10 protein-coding genes are annotated in these 12,773 nt (G+C 48.2%); 2 read left to right on the top strand and 8 right to left on the bottom strand.

The features are described from left to right. Window positions 1-69: 69 nt before the first annotated feature. From AC6R0R_RS16425 to AC6R0R_RS16410, 4 genes are all read right to left on the bottom strand, one after another. A complete protein-coding gene (locus tag AC6R0R_RS16425; RefSeq protein ID WP_500627505.1) occupies window positions 70-348 on the bottom strand; it encodes a hypothetical protein in 279 nt (92 codons plus the stop codon). Window positions 349-490: 142 nt separating this feature from the next. Beyond that, entirely contained in the window at window positions 491-1,471 is a 981-nt protein-coding gene (locus AC6R0R_RS16420) for a Wzz/FepE/Etk N-terminal domain-containing protein (RefSeq protein ID WP_500627504.1), read from the bottom strand. Between the two features lie 138 nt (window positions 1,472-1,609). Continuing rightward, window positions 1,610-4,192 (bottom strand): SLBB domain-containing protein, encoded by a 2,583-nt coding sequence (locus AC6R0R_RS16415; RefSeq protein ID WP_500627503.1) that lies wholly within the window; start codon window positions 4,190-4,192, stop codon window positions 1,610-1,612. A 33-nt stretch (window positions 4,193-4,225) separates the two neighbouring features. Further along, the gene (locus AC6R0R_RS16410) at window positions 4,226-5,572 is read right to left on the bottom strand and encodes a capsule assembly Wzi family protein (protein WP_500627502.1); all 1,347 of its coding nucleotides are present in this window, start codon (window positions 5,570-5,572) and stop codon (window positions 4,226-4,228) included. Between the two features lie 325 nt (window positions 5,573-5,897). Between AC6R0R_RS16410 and AC6R0R_RS16405 the strand changes: the two genes are divergently transcribed. After that, window positions 5,898-6,767, top strand: a complete 870-nt coding sequence (locus AC6R0R_RS16405) for a phosphoribulokinase (protein WP_334554657.1) — start codon at window positions 5,898-5,900, stop codon at window positions 6,765-6,767. Window positions 6,768-7,024: 257 nt separating this feature from the next. Next, entirely contained in the window at window positions 7,025-7,657 is a 633-nt protein-coding gene (gene crp / locus AC6R0R_RS16400) for a cAMP-activated global transcriptional regulator CRP (protein WP_004410522.1), read from the top strand. Window positions 7,658-7,812: 155 nt separating this feature from the next. Here the strand turns inward: crp and AC6R0R_RS16395 are convergent, their stop codons facing one another. From AC6R0R_RS16395 to AC6R0R_RS16380, 4 genes are all read right to left on the bottom strand, one after another. Beyond that, window positions 7,813-8,613, bottom strand: coding sequence for a DUF1338 domain-containing protein (locus AC6R0R_RS16395; protein WP_500627501.1), 801 nt, complete (start codon window positions 8,611-8,613; stop codon window positions 7,813-7,815). Between the two features lie 119 nt (window positions 8,614-8,732). Then, window positions 8,733-10,190, bottom strand: coding sequence for a succinylglutamate-semialdehyde dehydrogenase (gene astD, locus AC6R0R_RS16390; protein WP_500627500.1), 1,458 nt, complete (start codon window positions 10,188-10,190; stop codon window positions 8,733-8,735). Window positions 10,191-10,249: 59 nt separating this feature from the next. After that, on the bottom strand, window positions 10,250-11,269 hold the full coding sequence (gene astA, locus AC6R0R_RS16385; RefSeq protein ID WP_487903350.1) for an arginine N-succinyltransferase: 1,020 nt from the start codon (window positions 11,267-11,269) through the stop codon (window positions 10,250-10,252). Between the two features lie 104 nt (window positions 11,270-11,373). Next, on the bottom strand, window positions 11,374-12,585 hold the full coding sequence (locus AC6R0R_RS16380) for an aspartate aminotransferase family protein (RefSeq protein ID WP_500627499.1): 1,212 nt from the start codon (window positions 12,583-12,585) through the stop codon (window positions 11,374-11,376). Window positions 12,586-12,773 lie beyond the last annotated feature (188 nt).

The raw sequence follows: 12,773 nt of genomic DNA, 5'->3' as shown, positions 1-12,773 counted from the left end.
AAACCTAAAAAATGCTGATAAAGTAATAAAAAAAACACCCCTCCCGGGGTGTTTTTGACTAAACGAGGATTAGTTGGTAGTACCATCTGCGCCTGTTGTGCCATCATTGTTGTCTGCAACCGATGCAACAACCGCTCCAGCAACAACAACGCCTGCAGCAATTGCACCAACCGTTGCAGCGCCAATACCAGCACCAGCCGCAGCAGCAGCACCACCAGCAGCAGCACCACCGGCAGCGGCACTACCACTTGCAGTTGAACCAGAAGCTGCGCCAGCCGCCTCACCTGCAGCTAGTGCATTCCCAGAAACGCCAAAGGCAATTAATAGTGCCAACGCGATATTTTTCATGAATATTCCTTATAAAATTTGACTCAGTGATCACAAAGTTGAAGGATATTTAATCACTTCATGAACTATTTTATGAGACCAGAAGAACAATGTAAAACAATTAGCATAACAATTAACTCAGCGAGCTGATGTAACGTACTGACTAGTCGTTATTTTTATCCTCTTTGCGAAAAGCGTACTTTACGAGAACAACAGCGACACCTAACATACCCCCGAGCAAAGTAGCGAGTACGCAAATCAGCGCTCGTTTAGGGCCATCTTTGTCTTCTGGTACCACAGCTGGGTCTATCGTTTTAAAGACAAACTCTTCTTCTACCTCTGCTAGCATCTGGGTTTTATATTGCTCTTCAATCAACGAATAAAACATGTTTTGTAGCTCTGTAATCGATGTCTTAGTGATTTGTGTTTCTAAGTAGGCGATTTTCGAGCTTGCCTCTTTCAGCGCTTGTTCTTTCATCCATAAGTTGATGTCTTCAACCAATAAGGTGGTCCACTGGCGAGCGAGAAAGGGTGATTCACTAACCACTGAAACAGTGACCATTCCATTATCCTTGTTTTCGGAAACAGAAAGTATCTCTTTGAACGCTTTATGCGCCTCCCATAAAGTCGGCTTTAAAGACTCACCATTTTCGTCCAACATCCATTTACCTGTGCTGACATTGTACAGTTCCGAGTCGTAACGTATCTCTTCGTGGCTTTCATTCCAACTTTCAAGGGCCATGAGAGGCGCTAGAAGTTTGTGTTTCTCAATAAACGCCTCAATGAACTTTCGAGACTGTAACACAGCCAAAGCCTCAACTTTAGGGTCAGCTTGATTCCCTCCACCCAAACTAACACCTGCGAATGCGGCTAAATTTCCAAGAGAACCAGATATCCCCCCCGACCCTCCACCTTGAGTAGCCGTCAAAAGGGCTTGCGCTTTATAAGTATTTGGCTGATTTAGCGCAAATACGACCCCAGCTACAGAAAACAAAAACGTCACTAAAATGATTGTCCATTTGCCATGCCAAAGCGCAATAAACAACTCTTTTAAGTCGATTTCATCATCTCGAGTATCGGAAGGAAAAGGCGGTATAACGTGAAAGCCACCTTGCTGCGTATGTGTGGATTTAATATCTGACATGTTCGTAAGAATCGCCTAATTGTTTAATCGCAAACTTTGAGCGTTATTTCACCTTACTGATGAATGGGCTTATCAATAACGCAGATTATTATTTAAAGCGAGTTGTACATAGAACGTACAACTCGCTATCAACTCATATCAATCGCTAATGGCACTCCATGCAACTCCCAATTGATACATAATTTGTGTAGCAGAAGCGACTGTGCTCAAGCCATCAAGATAATCGACATCAACAGGTACTATGATGGTGTCACCAGGTTGTAATGACTCACTATTGCGGCTAAACCAAAATGAGTTGTTGGGCAACATTACTGAACCATTGGCTCGCACAACGTACACTCGGTCTGTATCTGCCTGTTTTTTGGTCCCACCTGCAAGTCGAATATAGTCTTCTACACTTTTTCCGTAATCGAAAGTATGAGTAGACGTAAACTGGACTTCACCAATGATGGAAACCGATTTATCAAACTCAGGAATATGAAGACGATCAAGATTGGTCAACAATATATTGGCATCTTGGTCACCAGCAAGAATAGCTGGTAAATCAATTACCATTCGTCCCAATGGCGCTGTGGATGACAAGTTCTCTACCAAGGCCATGGCTTCTGATGGACTTGATGAAAAGCTTGCACTCGAGCTGTTACGCCTCAACGTTAAGTTCGCAATCTCACTTTGTAAGGAACTTTTTAAGTGCTCCATTTGTTTTCGTTCACGCTCTTTCAAGCTCTCTCTCGCAAATACAGCACCATTTGGATAAGCAAACTCTGTTAGTCCACCAGCCCGTTCTATAACATCGAGGATAGTATCGCCTCTATTGATCGCGTAAACGCCGGGGTACATGACTTCCCCTGTTAGCTCAACAGTCATTTCAGAGCGCCATGCTGTATTCTTGAGAACCGTCACGCGATCTTTAGATTGCAATACAAACTCACCATTTCTCGTATCATCGCGACTCAGATCAAGCTGCACCTTTTCTAGCAGTTTGGTTTCATCTGTTGTCCTTGCATCAAAACGGATTAACTCAATGCCTTCTACATACGCAGCTTCCATGAGGCCACCTGCGGCTTTGACCAAGTCAGACACCGTCATATTCTGAGTAAGAGGGTATCTCCCAGGAAATTTCACCTCTCCAGTTATTTGTATTATTTGCGCTGGAAGAGCAAGCGAGGATTGCTCTTGCAATCGCTCTAGAATAGGCATTAGCTCTCGTTCGCGAAGAGACAGTTTATCATTGTCTGCCAAATCAGAGGCTTTAGCTACTGAGGAAACGCCACTAACAGATGAGCCGACTTGAGCATCGTTGGCTCTTTGTCTCTCTAACTCAATTCTTTTTTGTGCTCCTTTCCCCAACCAAAAGTCGACATCAAGATTGGTCGAAAACACAAATATTTGGTCTCTATTACTTAATGTGAGATCGTCTGTTGAACCAGGATTTGCCATTGCCTTTCCGAGCTCAAATTGCAGAACCTCAATACCTTTTCTATATCCTTTCTCTCGAACTACCAAAGCGTATTCAAGATCTGCTGACGGCAACAAGTCTTCTTCGAATGAAGACAAAATGTCAGAGACTTTCATACCACTGCGAAACGAATGAATACCTTGTTTGGTTACTTGACCACGAACGGCCACTGCATCGACTAAATTAAGACTAGCTTTGTGGAAGAATATCTCATCACCGTCAGATACTTTGTATTGCCGACCAGCAGGCGTCGTATAATCAATAGTGTCGACAACAATACCTTTTTGAGTTTGCTTTCGAATGGTGACAGCCGCAAGATAAGCGGTATTCACAGTCCCACCAGCATACGATACAACATCTTTTAATGCTGTTTCACCAACGATTTCATAGTGAGCCGGTCGTGTCACTTCACCACTTATCGTGATGTTAGACTGTTTTGTTGGGATAAAAAGGGTATCGCCTTTTTGCAAACGAACATCTTTACTTGAATCACCTTCAAGCAATAGCTTATACATATCTAATTGGGCAACGACTCTACCTTTTCGCTTTAAAAATATGGAGCGTAGTGAACCTGTTGGTTTCACACCTCCTGCCGCGATAATGGCTTGAGTCATTGTCGTGAGACCATTTACATTGTAAGCACCAGGCTGATTAGCCTCCCCCGTAATGTAAACTTGCATTAACCTCATGCTTCCCATGGACACGGTCACGTTGACACCGATGATCCGTTCTTCAATCAAAGCGCTGAGCTGCTCATCGACCTGCTTAAAAGATTTGCCTGAAACACTAAAAGGGCCGATTTTAGGCAAGGTAATATGCCCACTTCTATCAACAACGAGAGAATATTGCTGATCTTCCTTACCAAACACATGTACCAAGAGCTCATCACCCGCACCCAAAACATAATCTGTGGGAATGGGAGTGTTGTCGAGCGTTACAAAACTTCCTGGGACTCCGTTCAATACGTCATACCCAAACAGAGGAAGCGACTGATCTTGCACTTCCACATTTTTTTTAACCTCAGCTTCGGGTTCACTTGGCTGTACTCTCACTGGCTGAGATACGACGTTAACTGACGCTGGAGCCTGTGATGAGGATTCAAGGAGCGACAAGTCAACCCCATACTGGCGTGCCAGTTGCTCCTGCTGAGATTTCGGTAGCTTCTTGAATTGTTCTATTTGAGCTGGTGTAGGCTGATTGGCCAATGAAACTTGACTAATCAAAGTAATGCCTAGTAGTACCAGGTAGTTAAACACCTTCATACAATTTTAGGTCCCTTGCAAACTAATGGTAGGTTAGTAACGATACTCATAACCAAATGAAAAAATAGGCTCATTGTTAGAATAGGTATCCGAGACTACGTCTCGATAGCCCACTCCCAAGTTAAACATCCCTTGCAGATAAGGGATGTAGTAGTCGGTTTTCATCACCCTCTCTTGACCGTTGCTCGAACCTGAATCTCGAGCAACGATACTTAGCCGATGATCATTGGCCAATTGAGCATAAACAGCGACAGATTGACTGTTTCCCCAACTCAATGAGGTCAAGTCACTGATTAACTCATACTCTTTGGGATGAAGTACTTTAACGCAAGCTTCGTCAACATGCTGACTCTCTAAAACCAACGTCCAATCAATATCAAGCAAACGTCTATGACCTTCCCACCCCACAACAAAAGACTGGGTCTCCTGTCCAAAGGACACCTTTTGAAAGGACGCAAACATTGCATGACTGAGCTCAAAAACTTTTGGAAGAGGAACTTTGAAATCAACGCCAAATGAACGGTACGAGGCGCTGGAATCGAAGTCAGTGGATTCGTGATAGTTCAATGACACTTCTGCAAAATTAAACGGTTTCATTGAAAAGCGGTTAGACCATAAGTAGTCCGCCTCACTATCCGTTTCAGAGATGACACTATCCAGTTGCCAATAGCCTAATAGTCCCTGATTGTTTGATACCCATGACACTGATAAAGAAGGCGTCGAATTCCCATATGTGCCTAATTGTAAATTATGTTGCCATGTCGGCCCCCACCAACGTTCAAGGTATCCCAATGCAACTAACGAGTAACCAACATTAAAGGCAATATACGAACCGCTAAAGTCAATATCTTGATCATACTCTATGGGTAGCAAATCTTGCTGGGATATCCTTTGGTTTACGTAGTTCAAATTAAGTCTGTACGCAAAACGGTCATCTAGATGATCATAGCTAGAGTAAATTCCCCAACTATCACTATCATTAGCGCCATATCCTAAAGACACTAGCGGCCCTGTCTGGTACTTCACTTTCGACATGAATTTACCACGTCCATATTGCGCATTACTCATTGAATGCCGCAACTGTCGATTTGCTACTAAGGCTTGTTCATCTGATATATGATTGTTGGCGAGATCATCGCCGATGCTAAGCCAACGTAGAGGAAATGTACTAACGGGAGAGTTCATCAGGCCAATATTTGAGAGTTGATTGAGTGATGCTCTTAGGAAAGGGTCATGGGACTCTAGCCATGGTGACGCTTTTACACCAAAGGGAAGACAGAAAAGAGACAACACCCACATTAAACCGAAAAATACTTGCAGTGTTACCTCTGAAAACGTGTCTTTTATAAAGAACCGACGTCCTAAACATCCATTTACCACAACTAGAACCTTTGATTCTCTTTGAATCCCACTGACATAACCTATAATTATTATTAGCTTATTAGAATTTTGGTTTTCGATGAAATGGTGAACTAGCTACAAATAAGCACGCCCGATCATACTGCATCAATCACAAAGATATGCAGTATATAGAGTATTAACATATCAATAAAGTACTTCCCTTCTCATTATACTACGTAGTTAAAATGCAACTTGCGAAAATAAGAATACTGACGAGTAGCAAACTGCTCAAGGGGCACACTCGCCTTCGTTTTGGTGATATAGTGCGAACATACAAGGACAGGTATTACACATAAGGTTTGTCATGTCAGCAAAACACCCCATTATTGCCGTAACGGGCTCTTCCGGTGCGGGCACAACCACGACCTCTGAAGCGTTTCGCAAAATGTTTAACATGATGCGCGTGAAACCGGCTTGGGTGGAAGGGGACAGTTTCCACCGCTTTACGCGCCCAGAAATGGATGTCGAGATCCGCAAAGCGCGCGAGCAAGGACGCCACATCAGCTACTTTGGTCCGCAGGCGAACGACTTCCCTGCGCTGTCTGAGTTTTTTAAGCAGTATGGCAATGAAGGCACAGGGCAAATTCGTCGCTACTTGCACACCTTCGATGAAGCCGTGCCCTACAATCAAATGCCGGGTACCTTCACGCCGTGGCAAGATTTGCCGGAAAATTCTGACGTGCTGTTCTACGAAGGACTGCATGGCGGCGTGGTGGATGGTGAGGTCAACGTCGCCCAACACGTCGACTTTTTGATTGGCATGGTGCCGATTGTGAACTTGGAGTGGATTCAAAAATTCGTCCGTGACACGCGCGATCGCGGTCACTCACGCGAAGCGGTAATGGACTCGATTGTCCGCTCGATGGATGACTACCTCAACTACATTACCCCGCAATTTTCGCGTACCCACATCAACTTCCAACGCGTGCCGACCGTCGATACGTCCAACCCACTTAACGCTAAAGGCATCCCAAGTTTAGATGAAAGCTTTGTGGTGATCCGCCTGCGCGGCATCAAACAGGTCGACTTCCCATATCTGCTCGCTATGATTGATGGCTCTTTCATGTCGCGCCACAACACTATTGTCGTGCCGGGGGGTAAGATGAGTTTTGCGATGGAGCTCATCGTCAGACCTATCCTACAGCAGCTTATCGAGACGGGTAAAATTGGCTAGCGATCAGTCCTAAGACCCGTTTACTTGTCATACCGTGATCATGTGCACATTTTTGCGTAAACAATCACCAACTTGACACGATTAAAATCAAGAAATCCCTTTTGAAAAAGGCTACTATTTGTAACCGAAACAAAGATGGCTTGCAGCATTGAATAAGTGCTCTTATCCTAAAAAGCCTTGTTCAAGGCTTCGCGCCTTTTACTGGCGCGACAAAAATGGAAAGCGGCAAGCGTACCCTGCAGAGGAAGTGAGATATTATGGTTCTAGGTAAACCTCAAACCGATCCAACATTAGAGTGGTTCCTGTCACATTGTCATATTCATAAGTACCCATCAAAAAGCACATTGATCCACGCCGGTGAGAAAGCAGAGACGCTTTACTACATCGTCAAAGGCTCTGTGGCGGTACTGATTAAAGACGAAGAAGGTAAGGAAATGATCCTTTCTTACCTAAACCAAGGTGACTTTATCGGTGAACTTGGTCTATTTGAAGAAGATCAAGAGCGTACCGCTTGGGTTCGCGCTAAATCACCTTGTGAAGTTGCAGAGATCTCATTCAAGAAGTTCCGTCAGCTTATCCAAGTCAACCCTGACATCCTAATGCGTCTATCTGCGCAAATGGCAAGCCGCCTACAAGTGACGAGCCAGAAAGTCGGTGACCTCGCCTTCCTAGACGTGACAGGCCGCATCGCGCAAACGCTACTTAACCTAGCGAAACAGCCAGATGCAATGACGCACCCAGACGGCATGCAAATCAAGATCACTCGTCAAGAGATCGGTCAGATTGTCGGCTGTTCACGCGAGACCGTTGGCCGTATCTTGAAGATGCTTGAAGAGCAAAACCTGATCTCCGCCCACGGTAAAACCATCGTCGTCTACGGCACGCGATAGGGTATTAGAGGCGAGTTCCTAGTGGCTAGTTCCTAGAGAAAACCTTTAAAGATTAAGAAAGCCACCCTGTCTACCAGCGGTGGCTTTTTATTTACCACTACCTATTACCCATCACCCATTTCACCAGCCCCCCTCTAGGAACTAGCAACTAGGCACTAGGAACTTCCCCCATCCGTACTCTCAAATATCTTATCCGCTGAAGCCGCGACAAACCCTGGGTAGAGCTCACCATTACTCATCGGATAGCGTTTGGCGAATTCGTAGAAGCCACCTGGGGTCACTTGCGTACCGTCACTAAAGCTCACCTCGACTTTGTCTGCCATGGTGGACGATTGCTCAAGCAGTACCTCTGGTGAGCCTTTCACTTCGCCGCCCGACTCATTGATGACAAAACCCGCTTGGCGCAGGTGCTCATTCACCGCCGCGACCTCGTCAAATGCCTTGAGCTGATTAACGCTTACGGTGAAATGGTTAGCCCCATAGCCGTGCGCCGCAAGCCATGCTGCGTACTCACTCTCTTGGGCGAGGGTTTGAAAATCTTCATAGCTGAGATCCCACAAACGGCCCGCATACAAAAACTCATGGCTTTGCAGTGCGGATGCCTCCACTTGTGCCACCAGCTTGCTGACAATGCGTTGCAGCGGCGCTGAGCACTCTTCGACTTTCAGCTCACTGATGAACACTTTTGGCAACGTCGGATCGGCGTGCTCGTAGTGCTTGGCGACCAAGTGTTTGCTCTCAAAAAGATAATCACCACACGCTTGGTAACCCAGCGCAATAAATGGCGCAGCCAATGTCTCGATACCGAGCGGCGCGATGTTAAAGGTGCGCAGCGCAATATGGTCATTGATCAGCGGCTCATCTTCTTCTAAAAGCTGATGAACCTTGGCCGCTTGAGGGCATAGACGGGAAATATAGTCTTGCCACAGTAAATCGAACAGTTGAGCAGGCGTCATAACGTCTCCATGTTAATCGTGAAGCTGAATCGTAAAGCTAGTTCTTTAAAAGAATGGCTTAATCACAAACCTAGCAATGAATCGAACACCTTGGGCTCCAAGTGAGCCCAAGGTGCCTCTTACAGTTCTACACCCGGGCTTAACGCCTCAGGCAGCAAGGTGTGCTCGCCTTCCATCGATGCCATAGGGTAAGCGCAATAGTCCGCAGCGTAGTAAGCACTTGGGCGAAGGTTGCCCGAGGCGCCCGGTCCGCCAAACGGCGCATCGCCACTCGCCCCAGTTAATTGGCGGTTGCGATTGACGATCCCTGCACGAATGTGGTCAACAAAGTAGGCCCACTCATCATCATCGGTGGACACCAGCCCAGCAGAGAGGCCAAAGCGGGTGTCATTGGCCAGCTCAACCGCGCGCTCAAGACCTTGATAACGCACCACTTGCAGCAGCGGGCCAAAATACTCTTCATCTGGCAGCGCGTCGATGGCCGTGACATCAATAATCCCCGGAGTGACAAACGCTGCCTCGCCCGCTTTCGCTTCCACCAAGCTCACACCACCAAGGCTCTGCAAGTTCGCCTGTGCGTTGAGGATAAAGTGTGCCGCAGCTTTCGAAATTTGTGGGCCCATAAAAGGCGCTGGCTCTGCAAACGGCTGATCGACGCGCAGCTTGCGTGTGGCCTCAACCAAGCGATTAACCAAAGCATCGCCTTTGTCGCCCACAGGCACATAGAGACGACGCGCGCAGGTACAGCGCTGCCCAGCACTGATAAAGGCCGATTGCAAAATGGTGTAGACCGTCGCGTCCAGCTCACCGTAGTGCTCACTGATGACCATAGGGTTGTTGCCGCCCATCTCCAGTGCCAGCATCTTGTCTGGCTGACCGGCAAATTGGCGATGCAGCAGATGACCTGTATTGGCGCTACCAGTAAACAGCAGGCCATCAATGCCTTTCGACTCTGCTAGCGCAATGCCCGTCTCTTTGCCCCCTTGGACTAAATTGATCACGCCCGCAGGCAATCCAGCTTGTTGCCACAGCTTCATCGCTAGTTCACCGGTCAGCGGCGTTTGCTCTGACGGCTTGAACACCACAGTATTGCCCGCCAGCAGTGCTGGGACAATGTGACCATTGGGCAAATGACACGGGAAGTTATACGGACCAAACACCGCCATCACACCCAACGGGCGATGGCGCAGCACAATTTGGTTACCCGCCGCTTCACGGGTACTTTCGCCTGTGCGATCATGATAAGCGCGAATAGAGATGGCAATTTTACCCGCCATGGCCGCGGCTTCTGTGCGCGTTTCCCACAACGGCTTGCCGGTCTCTTTGGCAATCACTTCGGCTATCTGCTCACTGCTCTCTTTCACTTTTTCAGCAAACGCCAGCACGATGGCTTCGCGCTGCGCAAAACTGAGTTTTTTCCATGTCTGGAAGGCGTTTCTCGCCGCGCTGACCGCCGCTTCGACTTGCGCGCTAGACGCGCTGTCACCCTGCCAAATGACCTCGTCATTGTACGGGCTGGTTGAATTCATCGGCTCGCCTTGTCCGGCCAGCCACTCTCCTGCAATCCAATGAGTCATGTTGTTTTCCTTGTCCAATTCTACTGCCATTACTGGGCTGACTATCGCTGGGCTGACTATTACTGAGCCAGCATGCGCACGTAGTCACCATCGCCGACTTGCAGCGCGTTCGCCACCTCTGGCGCTAGGATGACCGAACCCGACTCTTTGTCGTACGCCGCTTTGGCGGCGGTGGCTCTGAAGTTCTCAAATGAGGTGTTAGCAATCAGGTAATCCTGAGAGCTGGCGTGTTCAGAGATGCTCACTTTGGCTCGAAACGATTCTCGCACCGACTCAATATTGCGCACCTCACACTCAACCGTTGGGCCGCCGTCAAAAATGTCTACGTAGTTACGACAGGTGAAACCCTCTTTCTCTAGAAGGCGCAGCGCCGGCTTGGTGTTCTCGTGCACTTGGCCGATCACTGCTTGCGCCTCTTTACTGAGCAAGTTGATGTAAATCGGCAGCTTAGGCATCAAATCGGCAATGAAGCCTTTTTTACCGATCCCGGTAAGATAATCCGCCATAGTGAAATCAATCGAGAAGAAGTGCTCTTGCAGCCATTGCCAAAATGGCGAGTTGCCGTTCTCATCAGAGACACCGCGCATCTCGGCAAACACGGTTGTCGAGAAGCGATGCGGATGCTCGGCCATCATCAAAAAACGACACTTCGACATCAAACGACCATTGAGCCCGCCACGGAAACTGGGTCTGAGGAATAGCGTACAAATCTCACTGCATCCGGTGTAGTTGTTGCCAAACGTGAGCAGTTTCACCACGTTATTCACGCCCAGTTTGGGGGATGAGTGAACAATGGTGCTAATGTGGTACGAGTAAAACGGGACATCCCAGCCAATCGAGGCTTCGATTCCGGTACACCCGGCCACTTCCCCCGTCTCGCTGTCAAACCCAACCATCAAATAGCCTTCGTCACCGGGCTCGGTCACATTGGCTTTGCCGAAGCTGTATTCGGAATGGGTAATGCGGTTCGTCAACAGCTCTTCGTTGACGGGTAGAGAAGTAAATCCGTGACCAGACTCCACCGCGCATGTGTGCAGCGCGTCATAGTCCGAAATAGAAATAGGGCGAACAACCAGCATCGATACTCCCTCCTGATGCTATTTAAGTGCCTAGTTCCTAGAGGCGAGTTCCTAGAGAAAGGAAACCCTCACTCTAGGCACTAGGAACTAGGCACTCACAAAACCTAAACCAAACTTGCGATGGCTTTATCTAAACGTGCGAGACCTTGTTCGATCTCTTCTTTGCTGATCACCAGTGATGGCGTGAAGCGCACGACGTTAGCGCCGGCGACCAGCACCATCAGGCCTTCTTTGCCTGCGGCGACCAGCACATCACGAGCTCGGCCTTGCCACTGCTCATTCAGTGCAGCGCCAAGCAGTAGGCCTTTACCGCGAATTTCGTCGAACAGGTGGTACTTGGCGTTGATTTTGTTCAGACCATCACGGAACAGGGCTTCACGCTCTGCAACGCCCGCCAATGTGTCTGGTTGGCTAACGATATCAACCACGGCCTCAGCGACCGCACACGCCAGCGGGTTACCGCCGTACGTCGAACCGTGCGTGCCCACTTTCATGTGCTCCGCGAGCGCATTGGTGGTCAGCATTGCCCCAATCGGGAAACCGCCACCAAGTGATTTGGCTGTGCTCAAAATATCCGGCGTCACGCCCAAACCTTGGTAGGCGTAGAAGTTGCCAGTACGGCCGTTGCCGGTTTGCACTTCATCGAAGATCAGCAGCGCATTGTGCTTGTCACACAGCTCGCGCACCGTCGCAACAAACTCGTCCGTTGGCGAGATAATCCCGCCTTCGCCTTGCAGCGGCTCCATCATGATGGCGCAGGTGCGATCTGAGATGTGCGCTTTCAGTGCTTCGACATCGTTGTAAGGCAAGTGCGTGACATCGCCCGGTTTCGGGCCAAAACCATCAGAGTAAGCCGCTTGACCGCCGACCGTCACCGTAAAGAATGTTCGGCCGTGGAAGCCTTGTTTAAAGGCAATAATTTCCGATTTTTCAGGGCCAAACTTATCCGCCGCCACGCGGCGAGCCAGTTTGAGCGCCGCTTCATTGGCTTCTGCGCCTGAGTTGGCAAAGAAGACTTTCTCGGCAAAGCTCACTTGGGTCAGCTTTTTCGCCAAACGCAACGCCGGCTCATTGGTCATCACGTTGCTCAGGTGCCACAGTTTTTGACCTTGCTCGGTCAGCGCCTTCACCATCGCAGGGTGACAATGCCCCAAGCAGCTCACGGCAATCCCCCCTGCAAAGTCGATATACTCATTACCTTGCTGATCCCACACGCGAGCACCCTCGCCTTTCACTGGGATCATCTCCATTGGGTTGTAACAAGGCACCATCACCTCATCAAACAGACCGCGTTCTACGTTCACTTCAGTTGTCATCGTCTTTCCCTCTCGATACTGCTCACTGGATCGCTGTTGCTCGATATCTCTTCGTTTCGTTCATTGGTGTCGCTCACGACTTTCGCTTATCACGTTACCAATAGAGACAGAAAACAGAATGTTTTGCATATCAGCCATCACAGCATTGTATTTACAATTAATTAACCATTTCAATAGTGATTTATTCT

The sequence above is a fragment of the Vibrio sp. R12-SW3-ISO1 genome (assembly GCF_059834005.1).
This window is presented reverse-complemented; position numbering and strand designations above follow the sequence as displayed.